This window comes from Kitasatospora sp. NPDC001225, assembly GCF_053597855.1.
On sequence record NZ_JBSFJC010000173.1, the window covers coordinates 1 to 14,226 of the forward strand.

Annotated in this window: 16 protein-coding genes; 4 read left to right on the plus strand and 12 right to left on the minus strand. The window is 74.7% G+C overall.

Annotated elements, in window-relative coordinates; all coding sequences use genetic code 11:
• Positions 1-97: 97 nt before the first annotated feature.
• The 4 genes from ACWDCZ_RS35115 to ACWDCZ_RS35130 all read right to left on the minus strand — a co-directional run bounded on the left by ACWDCZ_RS35115 (position 98) and on the right by ACWDCZ_RS35130 (position 1,917).
• Complete coding sequence (locus ACWDCZ_RS35115) at positions 98-1,039, minus strand: hypothetical protein (protein ID WP_449817985.1); 942 nt, start codon at positions 1,037-1,039, stop codon at positions 98-100.
• A gap of 45 nt (positions 1,040-1,084) precedes the next feature.
• The gene (locus tag ACWDCZ_RS35120; RefSeq protein ID WP_449814422.1) at positions 1,085-1,369 is read right to left on the minus strand and encodes a DUF427 domain-containing protein; all 285 of its coding nucleotides are present in this window, start codon (positions 1,367-1,369) and stop codon (positions 1,085-1,087) included.
• A gap of 68 nt (positions 1,370-1,437) precedes the next feature.
• The gene (locus ACWDCZ_RS35125) at positions 1,438-1,674 is read right to left on the minus strand and encodes a DUF6296 family protein (RefSeq protein WP_049659098.1); all 237 of its coding nucleotides are present in this window, start codon (positions 1,672-1,674) and stop codon (positions 1,438-1,440) included.
• Positions 1,675-1,689: 15 nt separating this feature from the next.
• Positions 1,690-1,917 (minus strand): DUF2277 domain-containing protein, encoded by a 228-nt coding sequence (locus ACWDCZ_RS35130; protein ID WP_449817986.1) that lies wholly within the window; start codon positions 1,915-1,917, stop codon positions 1,690-1,692.
• 199 nt (positions 1,918-2,116) lie between these two features.
• On the opposite strand from ACWDCZ_RS35130, the gene ACWDCZ_RS35135 reads away from it, so the two are divergent.
• Entirely contained in the window at positions 2,117-3,313 is a 1,197-nt protein-coding gene (locus tag ACWDCZ_RS35135; RefSeq protein ID WP_049659100.1) for an MFS transporter, read from the plus strand.
• 11 nt (positions 3,314-3,324) lie between these two features.
• Here the strand turns inward: ACWDCZ_RS35135 and ACWDCZ_RS35140 are convergent, their stop codons facing one another.
• The 3 genes from ACWDCZ_RS35140 to ACWDCZ_RS35150 form a co-directional block, all read right to left on the minus strand.
• Positions 3,325-3,843, minus strand: a complete 519-nt coding sequence (locus tag ACWDCZ_RS35140; protein WP_049659101.1) for a gamma carbonic anhydrase family protein — start codon at positions 3,841-3,843, stop codon at positions 3,325-3,327.
• A 56-nt stretch (positions 3,844-3,899) separates the two neighbouring features.
• A complete protein-coding gene (locus tag ACWDCZ_RS35145) occupies positions 3,900-5,198 on the minus strand; it encodes a serine hydrolase domain-containing protein (protein ID WP_449817987.1) in 1,299 nt (432 codons plus the stop codon).
• A gap of 174 nt (positions 5,199-5,372) precedes the next feature.
• Positions 5,373-5,939, minus strand: a complete 567-nt coding sequence (locus ACWDCZ_RS35150; RefSeq protein WP_049660089.1) for a DJ-1/PfpI family protein — start codon at positions 5,937-5,939, stop codon at positions 5,373-5,375.
• Positions 5,940-6,196: 257 nt separating this feature from the next.
• On the opposite strand from ACWDCZ_RS35150, the gene ACWDCZ_RS35155 reads away from it, so the two are divergent.
• Together ACWDCZ_RS35155 and ACWDCZ_RS35160 are read left to right on the plus strand one after the other, a co-directional pair.
• The gene (locus ACWDCZ_RS35155; protein ID WP_449817988.1) at positions 6,197-6,745 is read left to right on the plus strand and encodes an RBBP9/YdeN family alpha/beta hydrolase; all 549 of its coding nucleotides are present in this window, start codon (positions 6,197-6,199) and stop codon (positions 6,743-6,745) included.
• A gap of 49 nt (positions 6,746-6,794) precedes the next feature.
• A complete protein-coding gene (locus ACWDCZ_RS35160; protein ID WP_049660092.1) occupies positions 6,795-7,391 on the plus strand; it encodes a hypothetical protein in 597 nt (198 codons plus the stop codon).
• Between the two features lie 123 nt (positions 7,392-7,514).
• Here ACWDCZ_RS35160 and ACWDCZ_RS35165 read toward each other — a convergent pair whose 3' ends face one another.
• The 5 genes from ACWDCZ_RS35165 to map all read right to left on the minus strand — a co-directional run bounded on the left by ACWDCZ_RS35165 (position 7,515) and on the right by map (position 13,724).
• On the minus strand, positions 7,515-9,824 hold the full coding sequence (locus tag ACWDCZ_RS35165; RefSeq protein ID WP_449817989.1) for a transglycosylase domain-containing protein: 2,310 nt from the start codon (positions 9,822-9,824) through the stop codon (positions 7,515-7,517).
• A gap of 200 nt (positions 9,825-10,024) precedes the next feature.
• Entirely contained in the window at positions 10,025-11,542 is a 1,518-nt protein-coding gene (locus ACWDCZ_RS35170) for an alpha/beta hydrolase (RefSeq protein WP_449817990.1), read from the minus strand.
• A 175-nt stretch (positions 11,543-11,717) separates the two neighbouring features.
• A complete protein-coding gene (locus ACWDCZ_RS35175; RefSeq protein ID WP_375875008.1) occupies positions 11,718-12,143 on the minus strand; it encodes an acyl-CoA thioesterase in 426 nt (141 codons plus the stop codon).
• A gap of 93 nt (positions 12,144-12,236) precedes the next feature.
• A complete protein-coding gene (locus ACWDCZ_RS35180) occupies positions 12,237-12,932 on the minus strand; it encodes an HAD family hydrolase (protein ID WP_449817991.1) in 696 nt (231 codons plus the stop codon).
• Between the two features lie 24 nt (positions 12,933-12,956).
• A complete protein-coding gene (gene map, locus ACWDCZ_RS35185) occupies positions 12,957-13,724 on the minus strand; it encodes a type I methionyl aminopeptidase (protein ID WP_449817992.1) in 768 nt (255 codons plus the stop codon).
• Between the two features lie 98 nt (positions 13,725-13,822).
• On the opposite strand from map, the gene ACWDCZ_RS35190 reads away from it, so the two are divergent.
• A complete protein-coding gene (locus ACWDCZ_RS35190) occupies positions 13,823-14,092 on the plus strand; it encodes a helix-turn-helix domain-containing protein (RefSeq protein WP_049655616.1) in 270 nt (89 codons plus the stop codon).
• The last annotated feature ends 134 nt before the right edge of the window (positions 14,093-14,226 follow it).

A 14,226-nucleotide genomic window follows, 5' to 3' on the forward strand; every position in this document is an offset into this window, starting at 1 on the left:
GCTAACACTGACCCGGCCGTCCGGGTTCGCTTCTGTCCCTCCCCGACCGGCAACCCCCACGTGGGCATGGGACCGTCACCGGTCCCGGGCGCGCCTGTCACTCCTCCCCCGGTGGCCGCGGAGCCGTCTCCCCCTTCGGCGGCGGCGCGGCCGCGGCCCAGTAGGCGCCGTCCGCCGGGCGGCGCCCGCACAGGTCCTCGCGCACCTCGCCGGCCAGCCGGCGGGTGTCGCGGCGGTTCATGGTGGCGCCTATGCCGGCGCCGACCAGCAGCGGCGTCACCGCCGGCAGGTGGCGCAGCGAGCTGCGGGTCAGCCGGCGGCGGACCTGCTGGCGCACCTCCGAGCCGATCGCCAGCGCGGCGAAGCCGGCCGGGCGCACCAGCAGGCCCGCGTCGATCCCGCGGCGGTTGGCCCAGGCGCCGAGGTAGGCGCCGGCCCGCTGGGTGGCGGTGCCCCGCGCCGGGGTGCCGTAGACCTCGTGCAGCTCGGCGATCAGCTTGATCTCCACGGCCGCGACCGCGAGCGTCTCGGCCGCGATCTCCAGCGGCATCGCGGGCGGCACCGGCAGCATCGCCGCCGCGCCGACGCCCGCGCCGAGCACGCCGGAGGCCCGGACGGCGCCGGTGACCAGCAGGTCGGCCAGCTGCTCCGGGAAGGCCGCGTCGGGGTGCTGCGCCCGCAGGGTGGCGAGGTCGCGCACCGGGATCCGCGGCGCGGTCCGCACCAGCTGGTCGGTCAGCGCCTTGCCGCCGAACGCGGCGCCCTTGGCCGCTCCCCTGGCCGCCCCCTTGGCGGCGACCCGGCCGCCGTGGCCGAGCAGCCGGGCGGTGTGCAGGACCACGGCCCGGCCGCGGCCGCGCTGCCTCGCCGCGTACGCGGCGACCGGGCCCCGGCCGACGGGCTGCTCGGACTCCTCGACCAGTTCGGCGAGCCGGTCGCCCAGGTCGGGCTCGGCCGGGGCGGGCCCGCTCGGGTCGGGCTCGGCCGGGTCGGATCCGGGACGCGGCCGGAAGCGGTCCGGCCTGCGGAAGACTGCCATGGGCTCCGGTACCCCTTTCGCGAGGACGGCACGGCCCGGGGCCGCCTACTCGGCGACCACCACCCCGCGCCAGAAGGCCACCCGGCCGCGCACGTGCTCGGCCTCGGGCTTCGGGTCGGCGTAGTACCAGACGGCGTCCGGGTTGGTCCGCCCGTCCACCTCCAGGCTGTAGTAGCCGGCGGTGCCCTTCCAACCGCACACCGTGGTGGTCTCCGAGGGGCGCAGGTACTCGGTGCGCACCGCCTCGGCCGGGAAGTAGTGGTTGCCCTCGACGACGACGGTGTCGTCGCTCTCGGCGATGACGACGCCCTGCCAACTCGCTGTGGTCATACCGCGATTGTGCCCGACGGACGGAATCCGCGCCGGGGTTCCGAGTCCTCGCCCAGGGTTCCGGGCGGTCAGGGCAGCGGGTGGGCGTGCACCGGCAGGTGCGGGCTCTGGTGGCCGCCGCTGGCGAGGATCCGGACCTCGCCGGCGTCGCTGATCTCCGCCCGGACGATGCCGCTCTCGTCCTCGTACACCGGGTGGCCGCCCGGACCGGTCGCGTCGGTGCGAGTGACCACCACGACGTCCTGCGGGGCCTGGGTGCCCGGGGTGCCCGGGAAGGTGAGGGCGTAACGCTCGGCGTGGCTCATCACAGCTGCTCCTGCCTACCCGGCGGCCCGGGCGTGCGGGCCGCGGACCTCCAGCTCGGCGAGCAGCCGGGCGGTGGCCTCCGCGACGGCGTCCACCGCCCGGTCGAAGGCCTCCCGGTTGTGCGCCGCGGGGGCGCGGAACCCGGACACCTTGCGGACGTACTGGAGGGCTGCGGCGTGGAAGTCCTCCTCGTCGGCGTCGGGCGTGACGGGAGGTCGCAGCGTCTTGATGTTGCGGCACATGCTCCCAGTCTCGCGCGCCGGAGCCGCGTCGGCGACCCCCTTTCGTCAGCCGGCGACGCCCTTTCGTCACACGCACCTCACGGCGCCGTCATCCGGCCGGATTAGGATTCCGGACGAACGAATTCATCCCGCCGTCATTCCCGCCTTCATCCCGCCGCGCGCTTCCCCGGTCCGTCGGCATCACTCCGGAGTCACCCCCTTGCCTCTCGCGCTGCTCGCGCTGGCCGTCACCGCGTTCGCCATCGGAACCACCGAATTCGCCGCCATGGGGCTGCTCCCCCAGGTCGCCGACAGTCTCCACGTCTCCATCCCGCAGGCGGGCTGGCTGATCTCCGCGTACGCGCTGGGGGTGGTGGTCGGCGCGCCGCTGCTGACCGCGCTGGCCGCCGGCCGGCCGCGCAAGGCGGTGCTGGTGGCACTGGCCGCGCTGTTCGCGACCGGCAACCTGCTGTGCGCGGTGGCCCCGGACTTCTGGACGCTGGCCGCCGCCCGGCTGATCACCGGGCTGCCGCACGGCGCCTTCTTCGGGGCGGGCGCGGTGGCGGCGGCCGAGCTGGTCGCGCCGGACCGGCGGGCCCGGGCGGTGGCCGTGATGTTCTCCGGACTGACCGTCGCCAACATCGTCGGCGTCCCGGCCGCGACCCTGCTCGGCCAGCACCTGGGCTGGCGGGCGACCATGCTGGTGGTCGTGCTGATCGCGGCCGCCGGCACGGTCGCCATCGCCCGGCTGGTGCCCGCGCTCCCCTCCTCCGGCCAGTCCGGGCTCCGGCACGAGCTGCGGGCCTTCCGCAGCGGCCAGCTCTGGCTGGCGCTGGCCACCGTGGTGTTCGGCTGCGGCGGCTTCTTCGCCTGCTACAGCTACATCGCCCCGCTGCTCACCGAGGTCTCCGGGTACGCGACCGGCTCGGTGACCCTGGTGCTGGCGCTGTTCGGGGTCGGCATGACGATCGGCAACGTGCTGGGCGGGTTCGCCGCCGACCGGGCGCTGCGCCCCACCGTCTGCGCGGCCTTCGTGCTGCTCTCCGCCACCCTGGCGCTGTTCGCGCTGACCGCGCACGCCCGCTGGTCGGCGGCCGTCACGGTGGTGCTGATCGGGCTGTTCGGCTTCGCGATCGTGCCGGCCGTGCAGACCCTGGTGCTCCAGAAGGCGCGCAGCGCGCCGACCCTCGCCTCGGCGACCGTCCAGGGCGCCTTCAACCTGGCCAACGCCCAGGGCGCGTACTTCGGCGGGCTGGCGCTGGACGCCGGGCTCGGCTGGACCGCGCCGACGCTGGTCGGCGCGGTCCTGGCGGCCGCGGGCGCGGTGGTCGCGGTGCTCGCCTGGGCGGCCGACCGCCGCCGGCCCGCCCCGGTGGCGACGGAACCGGCGGCCGCGGCAGCGATGACCACGGCCTAGCCGGGAAGCCGCTAGATCTCGCGGTGGGCGTCGGCGAGCAGCTGGTAGCCGGCGCCGTTGGCCTTGATGCCGGTCTTCTCGTCCTCGGTCAGCTCGCGGCGGACCTTGGCCGGGACGCCGGCGACCAGCGAGCCGGGCGGGACGACCATGCCCTGCGGCACCACCGCGCCGGCCGCGACCAGCGAGCCGGTGCCGATCCGGGCGCCGTTGAGCACGGTGGCGTTCATGCCCACCAGGACGTCGTCCTCGACCGTGCAGCCGTGCAGCACGGCGTTGTGGCCGACCGAGATCCGCTCGCCGACCACCAGCGGGAAGCCGGGGTCTGCGTGCAGGGTGCAGTTGTCCTGGATGTTGCTGCCCGCGCCGACGCTGATCGACTCGGCGTCGCCGCGCAGCACCGCGCCGTACCAGACGCTCGCGCCGGCGGCGACGGTCACGTCCCCGACCACGACGGCGTTCGGCGCCACGAAGGCGCCCGGGTCGACGGCGGGCACCCGGCCCCCGACTGCGGCGATCAGCGGCTCTGCCATGGGTCGTCCTCCTGTGACGGTCGGCGGTTCTGTCGCCGGTCAGCGTAGGGGGTCGGTCACGGTGCCATGCGGGCGAGGTCGGGTGCCGCGGCCGCCGCCTGGGCGCCGCACAGGGCGGTCGTGGTCACCTTGCGCCAGGCGGTGTCGGCGGCGTCCGGGTCCGGGGCGTCGTAGAAGGTGGTGTCGGCGGCGAACGAGCGGCTGCCGTCCGGGGCGGCGAGCATCATCGTGCTGTAGCCGGGGATGCCGCCGGCGTGGCCCCAGAACGGGCCGCAGGGGGTGTCCAGGCGCTGGAGGCCGAGGCCGTACGTCCGGCCCTCGCCGTGGTCGGTGGTCCGCTTCATCGCGGCGAGTTCGGCCGGGCGCAGCAGGCGGCCGCCGAGCAGGGCGTCGAGGAAGGCGGTCAGGTCGGTGGTGGTGGAGATGCCGCCGCCGGCCGAGCCGGCCATGGACGGGTTGAGCACGGTGACGTCGGCCGGACCGGTGTCCGTCCTGACGTAGCCGTGGGCGTGCGGGCCGGGGATGAACGGGAGGTCGCCGGGCATCCAGGTGCCGGTGAGCCGCAGCGGGCGGATGATCCGGCGGGTGACCTCGTCGTTCCAGCTGTGGCCGGTGAGCTTCTCGATGATCATCCCGACCAGGATGTAGTTGGTGTTGGAGTACTGCCATCCCTCGCCGGGGGCGAAGTCCGGCGGGTAGGTGTTCGCGAGGTCCACCAGGTCCCGCAGCCGGTAGGACTTGTAGCGGCGGTCGGCCAGCCAGTCCCGGTCGACCTCGAAGGCCCGGTCCCGGGTGTAGTCGGCGACGCCGCTGGTGTGGTCGAGCAGCTGCCGGACGGTGATCGCGGTGCTGTTCGGGACGATGCCCGGCAGCAGGCACTCCAGGCGGTCGTCGAGGTCCAGCCGGTGCTCGCCGACGAGTTGGAGCAGGGTGGTGGCGACGAAGGTCTTGGTGGCGCTGCCGATCCGGAACGCGCCCTCCGGGTCGGCGGGTTCGCCGGTGCCGAGTTCGGCGACGCCGGTGGCGTTGCGCCAGACCAGTCGGCCGTTCTCGCGGACGGCGGCGAGGGCGGAGGTCGAGTAGCCGGGGTCGGTCATCCCGGCGAGGGCGGCGTCGGCGGCCGTCCAGTCGCCGCGCCGTTCGGCGGCGCCGTCGGCGCCCGTGCCATCGCCGGGCGTGCCGCCGGTGACCGAGAGGTGCACGGCGCCGTGGCAGCCGGGGGCCGGCGGCCGGCCGGCGGGCCCGGCGACGGCGGTCGGGGCGAGGGTGGTGAGCAGTCCCGCGCCCACGGCGGCGGCGACGGCGACGCGCGGGGCGGTCCGGCGGCGGGCGGGGGCGGTCGGGTCGGCGGTCATGCCGTCCTCCCTGGTCCGGGGTCGGCGGAGTGGGCAACTCCGGTCGGCTGGTGCTCACCTGACACCTTGCCGGATCGGCCGGGCCGGATCGTCCGCCTGGGGAGGGGGTCCCGCCCCCGAGGGATCCCGGAGCCGGACCCCGAGACGTGTCGGGGTCCGGCTCCGGGATCAGCGCTAGGCGAGCGGCGCCTTGGTGCGCAGGACCTCGATGAAGGCCCGCAGCCAGGCCGGGTGGTCGGGCCAGGCGCGGGCCGAGACGACGACGCCGTCCACCACCGCCTCGCCGTCCACGAACTCGGCGCCCGCCGCCTTGATGTCCGGGGCCAGCGCCGGGTAGGCGGAGCTGCGGCGGCCGTCCAGCAGGCCGGCGGCGGCGGTGATCAGCGGGCCGTGGCAGATCTGGGCGACGGGCTTGTCCTCGGCGAAGAAGTGCCGGGCGATCCGCTGCACGTCCGGGTCGTTGCGCAGGTACTCGGGGGCGCGGCCGCCGGGGATGACCAGGGCCGCGTAGTCGGCCGGGTCGACGTCGGCGAGGGCCACGTCGGCGGGCCAGGTGTAGCCGGGCTTCTCGGTGTAGGTGTCGAAGCCCTCGACGAAGTCGTGCACCACGAACTGGAGGCGTTTCTTCGTCGGGGCCGCGATGTCGACCTGGTAGCCCTCCTCGCGCAGCCGCTGGTAGGGGTAGAACACCTCCAGTGACTCGGCGGCGTCCCCGGTGACGAGCAGGATCTTCGATGTCATCGCCGACATCCCTCCACGTGGTCGAGCCTCGGATCGGGTACGGGCGCCGGGCGGTGGCGGCCGGCCCGGGCCCGGTCCAACCTCCCGTACCGGCGACACCGTTGGCAACGGGGCGCACCGGGCGTACGACGGCGCATACGGAGCTACGCGCGCCGGTTGCGGGGAGTGCGCGCCTGGTCGGGCGCCCGGCTGCGGGGGTCGGCGGCCCGCGTCCTAGACTCCTGCTGCCCACGACCGTCCCGCTCCCGGAGGAGCCCATGCCCGACCGCACCACCTACCTCGTCCTCCCCGGCTACCAGAACTCCGGCCCCGAGCACTGGCAGACCCGCTGGGAGGCGGCCGGGCCGGAGTCCTTCCGCCGGGTCGAGCAGGCGGACTGGGACCACCCGGAGCGGACGGACTGGGTGGCCCGGGTGGACGCCGCGGTGGCCGCGGCCGCCGCCGAAGGCCCGGTGGTGCTGGTCGCCCACAGCCTGGGCTGCGTCACCGCGGCCCACTGGGTCGCCACCGCCTCCGCCGAGCGGACCGCCGCCGTCCGGGGCGCGCTGCTGGTCGCCCCGGCGGACGTCGACACCGCCGAGGTCCCGGACCTGGTGAACTTCCGCCCGGTGGCGCTGGAGCGGTTCCCGTTCCCGGCCGTCGTGGTCTCCTCGACCGACGACCCGTGGGTCTCGGCCGAGCGGGCCCGCGCGTTCGCCGCCGCCTGGGGCGCCCGGTACGTCGAGCCGGGCGCGTACGGGCACCTCAACTCCGACTCCGGACTGGGCGACTGGCCGGAGGGCCGCGAACTGCTCGCCGGGCTGTGACCGCGGCGACGGGGGGAACGGGGGCGCGGGGACGATGAACCGGGGGACGATGAACCGACGGACGTCCCGGACCAGGCGCGTCCTGGTCCGGCTGCTGGCGGGCAGCGGGCTGGCCGCCGTCCTGCTCTACACCGAGGGGCAGTGGGAGAGCCGCTCGGGCGGGCTGATGCTGGTCGCCGACCTGCTCAACCAGCCGGAACTGCTGATCGGCGGGGCGCTGGCGGCGCTGATCGCGGCCGCCTGGCTGAGCGACCCGCGCGCCGCCGTGCGGACGGCCACCCGGGCGGTCACGGTGACCGCCGGCGTGGTGTTCCTGCTCGGCGTGCTGGCCGCGCACAAGGTGTCGGCGGCCGAGACCCGCAGCCGGGAGGACGCCCCGGCCGGGGCCGAGCGGGCCCTGGTGGTGGTGCACCGCTCGTACGCCACCGGGCCGGGCCCGGACGAGCGCTGGCAGGTGCTGCTGGAGAGCGGCGAGGGCTGGTCGGCCCGGCGCTGGTCGCTGGCGGACATCGGCCGGCGACCGGGCGACGCCCGGCTGGTGGAGGCGAGCTGGACCGGGCGCTCGCAGATCACCGTGGTGACCGACTCCTACCGGCGGGTGTTCAACCTCGACCAGGACAGCGGCGAACCGGTCGAGGCACGGTAGCCGGCCCCGCCTGGGTACGGGTACTCAGGCGGGGCCGGACAGTTCACCGGTCGTCGGGGTCACCGCTGCCCGGGGTCACCGCTGCTCGGAGTCGCTGCTCCTCGGGGTCACTGGTCGGACGGGTCACTGGTCCGACGGGTCGGTGGTGCCGGGCGGGGCGGACGGCGCGGTGCGGCCGGTCGTCGGGCCGGTGTCGCGCGGCCGGCCGGTGTTGCCCGGGCCCCCGGTGGCGGGCGCGCCGCTGCAGGTGACCGAGCCCGGCGAGCCGCTGGCGGTGGTGCAGTTGGCGTCCCGCCGGGGCGGGTCCGGGATGCGGACGGTGGCGAACGGCTTCTCCGCCATGCTCCGGACGGCGTCGCTCATCGCCTGCTGCCAGATCGGCCCGGGGCCGGTGGCGCCGAAGACCTCGGCCTGGTACTTGCCGCCGATCCGGATGTTGCGCATCGGCACCTTGGTGCCCGGGCTGCCCAGCCAGACCGAGCCCGCCAGGTTGCCCGTGTAGCCGGTGAACCAGGCCGACTTCTTCTCGTCCGTCGTCCCGGTCTTGCCGGCGATCTGGCGACCGTCGTCCAGGCCGAGGTCGCGCGCCGTGCCGCCCTTCTCGGTCACCCCGAGCAGCACGCTGTTGATCACGTCGGCGGTGTCCTCGGACATCGCCGGGGAGCAGTGGACCGGGGGCACCGGGACGTCGGTGCCGTCCACGGTGGTGATCCTGTTGATCGCCAGCGGCGCGCAGTAGGTGCCCCGGGCGGCGAAGGTCGCGTACACGTTGGCCATGGTCAGCGGGCTGACCTCCTGGGTGCCGAGGCCGAGCGCGGGCAGTTCCTGGAGCGGCTCGCCGTTCGCCTTGCCCTCCATGCCCAGCTTGTTGGCCATCTGCTTGACCGCGCAGAGGCCGATCTCCTGCTCCATCTGCACGAAGTAGGTGTTCACGGAGAGCGCCATGGCCTGCTTGAGCTCGTACGGGCCGACCTCACCGGCGCTCTCGTTGGGGATGGTCCCCTCCTTCTTGCCCTTGCTGAGGTTCTTCCAGGTGCCGTCGCAGGTCTTCATCGTCGGCCAGTCCATCCGGTTCGGCGAGTCGTACCGCTGGGTGGGCGACAGGCCGGCCTCCAGGGCCGCGGCGGCCACGATCGGCTTGAAGTTGGAGCCGGGCTGGAAGCCGATGCCGCCGCCCATCGCCGCGTCCACGTTGTAGTTGACGACGGTCTCGTTCTTCTCCTTGGCCAGGCCGTACGGGCGGGTCTGCGCCATCGACAGGATCTTGCCGCTGCCGGGCTCGACCATCGTCATCGCGGCCGAGACCGGGTCGGTGACGTACACCTTGGTGGAGACGGCGTTCTGGGCGGCGGCCTGCTTGTCCGGGTCCATCGTGGTGTAGATGTTCAGGCCGCCGGTGTCCCACAGCTTCTTGCGTTCGGCCGAGCTCTTGCCGAACACCGGGTCCTGCTTGACCACGTGCCGCACGTAGTCGCAGAAGAAGCCCATGCCGGCCTTGGCGGTGATGCAACCATTCTGCGGGTCCCGGTAGTTGAGGCCGAGCGGGGCGGCCTTCGCCTCCCTGGCCTGGTCCGCGGTGATGTGCTTGTTCTCCACCATCTTGTCGATGACGGTGTCGCGGCGCTTCTGCGCGGCCACCGGGTGCAGCTTCGGATCGTACTGGGACGGGTTCTGCACCAGTCCGGCGAGCATCGCCGCCTCGGGCAGGCTGAGGTCCTTGGCGTCCTTGCTGAAGTAGCGCTGGGAGGCGGCCTGGATGCCGTACGCCTGGTGGCCGTAGAAGGTGATGTTGAGGTAGTTGGTGAGGATCTGCTCCTTGCTCAGGTCCTCCTCCAGCTTGATGGCGTACCGGAGTTCCTGGATCTTTCGGCCGAGGGTCTTGCGCTGCGCCTCGCGCACCGCGTCCGTGTCGTCCCCGGCCTTCTCCACGTTGACGTTCTTCACGTACTGCTGGGTCAGGGTGGAGGCGCCCTGGACGGCGGCGCCGCTCTCCGCGTTCTTGGTGATCGCGCGCAGGATGCCCTTGAGGTCGACGGCGCCGTGCTCGTAGAACCGGGCGTCCTCGATGTCCACCTGCGCCGTGCGGATCAGCGGGGACATCTGGTCGGCGGGTATGACGGTGCGGTCGCGCTCGTAGACCTTGGCGATCAGGCCGCCGTTGGCGTCGAAGATCTGCGTCGCCTGGCTCAGCGGCGGGGTCCTGAAGTCGTCGGGGATGCTCTCGAAGCCCTCGGCGCCGTTCTTCGCGCCGAGCCCGACCGCCCCGGCCGCCGGGAGGATCAGGCCCGCCAGCAGCACCCCGCCCAGCACGCTGGAGCCGAGGAAGGTGGCCGCGTGGCCCAGGAAGCCGATCGGGGTCTCGCGGCGCCTCGGTCGCGGCACCCAGGTGTCGCCCGGGTCCGAAGCGGCGGGTATGCGGCTCTTCGGTGACATAGATCGAACATTACGGCCGTGAACAGGCCGTGGGGAGCGGGTGTTGGCGAAGGATTGTCACAAAATCGCGACGGATTCGACTCATTCCCGAGGATCGAACGGGCGTGCACGACGGGGCAAGGACCGTTCGCCCACGGCCCGTTGCCCCCGCGCGCCGCCCGGCCGACCTCGCTCGGCCGGTTCCGCTCAGCCGAACCCGCTCAGCCGGCCGGGCAGAAGACGTCCCGGGCCGGGCGGTGGCCGGTGACCAGGTAGTCCGTCACCACCTCGTCGCCGCAGGCGTTCCCGTTGGCCCGGTACACGTCGTGGCCGCCCGAGTCCACCGTCACCATCCGCGCCCGGTCCCCGAACGCCGCACGCAGCTTGAGCGCACCGCTGTACGGCGTCGCGGGATCGCGCAGGTTCTGCGTGAGCAGGACATTGGACGGGCCCCGGTCGGTGACCCGCACCGGCGGCTCGGCGGGCGCGAACGGCCAGAAGGCGCAGGGCATCACGTTCACCGGCAGGCCGGCGGTGAGCGGGCGGGCGGCGCGGTCGGCGGTCACGGCCTTGGCGTAGCCGGCCGGGTCGGCGGGCCACCGGACGTCGTTGCAGAGGGTCCCGACCGAGACGGCGATGGTGTTCTGCACCGCCGCCTCCGGCGGCACCACCGGGGCGGGCAGCGGACGGCGGCCGAGACCGGCCAGCATCAGCCCCGCGACGTCCGGGAAGCGGGCGTCCGCGTTCATGCTGTCCAGCAGGGTCTGGCGCAGCACGTTGCCGTTCAGCTCCGCCGGGTTGGCGCCCGGCCAGGGCAGCGGGGCCCGGTCGAGGCGGGCGGCGAGGTCGAGGAAGAGCGGGCGGACCTCCTCGGGGGTGTCCGCGACCCGGTCCGGGTTGTCCGGCGCGGACGCCCACCTCGCGAAGTCCGGGAAGCGGTCCTCGACGCCCCGGCCGTAGGCGTCCAGCCAGCCGCGCCCGACCCGCGACGGGTCCGGGTCGTCGTTGCTGTCCAGTACGACCCGGTCGGTCCGCTCGGGGAACATGGTGGTGTAGACGGCGCCCGCGTAGGTGCCGTACGAGACGCCCCAGAGGGAGAGGCGGCGCTCGCCGAGGGCGCGGCGGATGCCGTCGAGGTCGCGGGCCTCGTTGGCGGTGGAGATGCTGCGCAGCACCGGGCCGCCGTTGCGCGCGCAGGTGTCGGCGATGCGGCGGGCGGTGGCCAGGTTCCCGTCGATCGAGCCGTCGGCGGCCGGCCAGGGACGCAGTTTGACCATCGACAGGTCGGCGGGGTCGAGGCCGCAGCTGACCGGGGTGGAGCGGCCGACGCCGCGCGGGTCGAAGCCGACCACGTCGTAGCGGTCCCGGACGGACTGGGGCAGGCGCCCGGCCATGCCGTGGACGAGGTCGAGGCTGGAACCTCCCGGTCCGCCGGGGACGGCCAGCAGGACGCCTCGGCGCCGGCCGGGCTCGGCGGCGCTGATCCGGGAGACGGCGAGGGTGACGCGGGCGCCGTCCGGATCGGCGTAGTCCAGCGGGACGGTGACCTCGGCGCACCGTTGGGGGCTGTCGGCCGGGGCGCCCGGACACGCGGCCCAGGCGAGGCCGTCCCGCCCGGGGTTCGCGCTCTCGGCCGCACCGGCGGGCAGGGCGCTCAGCGCGGTCACGGCCAGGGCGGCGGCCGCGGTGACCGCGGCGGTGACGGTGCGGGCGGGTGTGGTTCGGGTGGGCTTCGTCATGCCCAAGAGTCTGCTGGGGCACGGGACTTGGGACCATGCGGGCAGCGGGCCGGTCGGGGGTGGGGAAATCCCCCGGGCCGCCGGGGAGGGGGCGGAGACCGCTTCCGGCCGCGGTCTCCGGCCGCGCGGGGTGGGGGTGGTGGGAGCGGTACGGCGGGGTCCGGTCTGGCCCGGCTCAGAGGCCGAGCAGGCCCGGATCGGCGGCCAGGGCGCGCAGCGGCTCGCGCGGGTCGGCGACCAGCCTGCGCTCCGCCAGGTCGAGGATGCCGCCGACACCGGTGATCTCGGCCGCCAGCACGCCGTCCTCGCGGACCAGCCGCTGCACCACCTGGAAGGTCTTGCCGTCCCGCCAGGTGAACGAGCAGCTGACCGCCACCGAGTCGCCCGCGCGCAGCTCCCGCAGGTACTTGACCGTGGTCTCCAGGACCACCGGGCCGACCCCCTCGGCGACCAGGTCCGCCTGGCGGATCCCGGCCGCCCGGAGGTACTCCCAGCGGGCGTGCTCGGCGTACTGGAGGTAGACCGCCTGGTTCAGGTGCCCCTGGGAGTCCGTCTCGTACCCGCGGACGGTGATGTGCGTGGTGAAGTCCTGATCACTCATGCCCCGCACGGTACTCCGGGCCCCCGGGGCACCACCTCGTGTCCTCCGTCACCCGTCCCACCCGGATCACCCGGATCACCCGGATCACCCGGATCACCCGGACAGGACGGCCAGCAGCGGCGTGAGGGCGTCCGGCCGCCGGTCCACCGGCAGGTGCTCGACCGGGTGGAAGCCGCAGCCGAGCGCGGTCGCGCCGCCGTCGCAGGTCCGGTCGTCGCCGACCATCAGGACGTCCGCCGGGACGAGGCCGAGCCGCTCGCAGGCGGTCTCGAAGATCACCGGGTCGGGCTTCTGGGCGCCGACCTCGTACGACAGCACGTAGACGTCGACCAGCTCCTCCAGGCCGTACGCGCGGAACACCGGCCGCAGGTCCCAGGCGATGTTGCTCACCACGGCGACCGGCACGCCCCGGCGGCGCAGCTCGCGCAGCACGGGGGCGGTGTCCGGGTACGGGCGCCAGCTCGCGGGCGCCAGGTGGGACTCGTAGAGGGCGTCCACGTCGATGGCCGCGGGCGGCTCGGCGGCGCGGGCCAGCGCGGTGTACGCGGTGCGATGCAGCTCGGGGGTCAAGTCGCGGGTGTCCCAGGCCTGCTGGACCTCCGGCGGGATACGGCGCGGCGGCACACCGCCGGGCAGGGCGCCGAACTCCTCCAGCCGGGCTATCAGTTCGGCCTCCTCCCCGGCGGGCAGGGCGAGGCCGGTGGCGGCGAGGTGGGCCGCCAGCCACTCGGCGGTGGAGACGACCCTGAAGAGGGTGCCGGAGAAGTCGAACATCACAGCTTTGGTCATGGCCCGAGCCTAAGTCCTTCCGGATCAGGGCAGGGTGAGGATCCGCGGGCCGTCCTCGGTGATGGCGACGGTGTGCTCGACGTGGGCGGCCCGGGCGCCGTCGACGGTGCGCAGGGTCCAGCCGTCCGGGTCGGTGCGGTGGTCGTCGCGGCCACCGGCCAGCAGCATCGGCTCGATCGCCAGCACCAGACCGGGGCGCAGCGGGTAACCCCGGCCCGGGCGGCCCTCGTTGGGCACGTGCGGGTCCTCGTGCATCCGGCGGCCGATGCCGTGGCCGCCGTAGCCGTCCAGCAGGCCGTACCGGCCGGCGCGGGCGACGGCGCCGATGGCGTGGGCGATGTCGCCGGTGCGGTTGCCGACCACGGCGGCGGCGATGCCGGCCTCCAGGGCGCGCCGGGTGGTCTCGATCAGGGCGGTGTCCTCGGGCCGGGCGGTGCCGACGGTGAAGCTGACCGCCGCGTCCCCGGCCCAGCCGTCCAGGAGGGCGCCGCAGTCGATGCTCACCAGGTCGCCGTCGCGCAGCCGGTAGCCGTCCGGGATGCCGTGCACCACGGCGTCGTTCACCGAGGCGCAGATGACGGCCGGGAACGGGACGGGCGCGAAGGCCGGACGGTAGCCGAGGAACGGCGAGGTGGCCCCGGCCGCCTTGAGCACGCCCCGCGCCACCTCGTCCAGCTCCAGCAGGCTCACCCCGACCGCCGACTGCTCCCGGACGGCCGCCAGCGCGTCCGCCACCACCCGCCCGGCCTCGCGCATCGCGGCCAGCCCGGCGTCCGACTTGAGTTCGACCATGGTGCTTCTCTCCCCTGGATCCAATTCTTATACCGGTATTTGTATCACGGTCGCGAGGGTGGGGACGTCGCCGGACGGGAGGCCCTAGACTCGTCGGCATGGTGAGGACTCCGCTGACCCCGTGGGAGCGCGAGCGCGGCGAGCACTTCGGGGCGCTGCTGCGCGAGGCGCGCGGCGAGCGCAGCATGGTCGAGGTCGCGGCGGTGGCCGGCGTCTCGGCGGAGACGCTGCGGAAGATCGAGACCGGCCGCGCGCCGACGCCGTCCTTCTTCACCATCGCGGCGCTGGCCTTCGCGCTCGACCTGTCCCTGGACGAACTGGCGGCCGCGTGCGCCCCCTCGGAGGACGGCGAGGCGCTCTCCGCCTAGCCCGCGCATGCCCACCCGCCCGTGGCGGAGGCCCGAACGGCGGCGGGCCCCCCCCCCGCGGGGGGGGGGGGGGGGGGGCGGGCCGGGGGCGGCGCAGGGCGCCAGCCGGCGCGGGCGGAGGGGGGGGGGTGAGG

What these genes read in the sequence shown, in the direction of transcription:
- ACWDCZ_RS35115 (WP_449817985.1), bottom strand. Translation starts at nt 1,039, where the DNA reads ATGGCAGTCTTCCGCAGGCCGGACCGCTTCCGGCCGCGTCCCGGATCC.
- ACWDCZ_RS35120 (WP_449814422.1), bottom strand. Translation starts at nt 1,369, where the DNA reads ATGACCACAGCGAGTTGGCAGGGCGTCGTCATCGCCGAGAGCGACGAC.
- ACWDCZ_RS35125 (WP_049659098.1), bottom strand. Translation starts at nt 1,674, where the DNA reads ATGAGCCACGCCGAGCGTTACGCCCTCACCTTCCCGGGCACCCCGGGC.
- ACWDCZ_RS35130 (WP_449817986.1), bottom strand. Translation starts at nt 1,917, where the DNA reads ATGTGCCGCAACATCAAGACGCTGCGACCTCCCGTCACGCCCGACGCC.
- ACWDCZ_RS35140 (WP_049659101.1), bottom strand. Translation starts at nt 3,843, where the DNA reads ATGGCAGAGCCGCTGATCGCCGCAGTCGGGGGCCGGGTGCCCGCCGTC.
- ACWDCZ_RS35145 (WP_449817987.1), bottom strand. Translation starts at nt 5,198, where the DNA reads ATGACCGCCGACCCGACCGCCCCCGCCCGCCGCCGGACCGCCCCGCGC.
- ACWDCZ_RS35150 (WP_049660089.1), bottom strand. Translation starts at nt 5,939, where the DNA reads ATGACATCGAAGATCCTGCTCGTCACCGGGGACGCCGCCGAGTCACTG.
- ACWDCZ_RS35155 (WP_449817988.1), top strand. Translation starts at nt 6,197, where the DNA reads ATGCCCGACCGCACCACCTACCTCGTCCTCCCCGGCTACCAGAACTCC.
- ACWDCZ_RS35160 (WP_049660092.1), top strand. Translation starts at nt 6,795, where the DNA reads ATGAACCGACGGACGTCCCGGACCAGGCGCGTCCTGGTCCGGCTGCTG.
- ACWDCZ_RS35165 (WP_449817989.1), bottom strand. Translation starts at nt 9,824, where the DNA reads ATGTCACCGAAGAGCCGCATACCCGCCGCTTCGGACCCGGGCGACACC.
- ACWDCZ_RS35170 (WP_449817990.1), bottom strand. Translation starts at nt 11,542, where the DNA reads ATGACGAAGCCCACCCGAACCACACCCGCCCGCACCGTCACCGCCGCG.
- ACWDCZ_RS35175 (WP_375875008.1), bottom strand. Translation starts at nt 12,143, where the DNA reads ATGAGTGATCAGGACTTCACCACGCACATCACCGTCCGCGGGTACGAG.
- ACWDCZ_RS35180 (WP_449817991.1), bottom strand. Translation starts at nt 12,932, where the DNA reads ATGACCAAAGCTGTGATGTTCGACTTCTCCGGCACCCTCTTCAGGGTC.
- map (WP_449817992.1), bottom strand. Translation starts at nt 13,724, where the DNA reads ATGGTCGAACTCAAGTCGGACGCCGGGCTGGCCGCGATGCGCGAGGCC.
- ACWDCZ_RS35190 (WP_049655616.1), top strand. Translation starts at nt 13,823, where the DNA reads ATGGTGAGGACTCCGCTGACCCCGTGGGAGCGCGAGCGCGGCGAGCAC.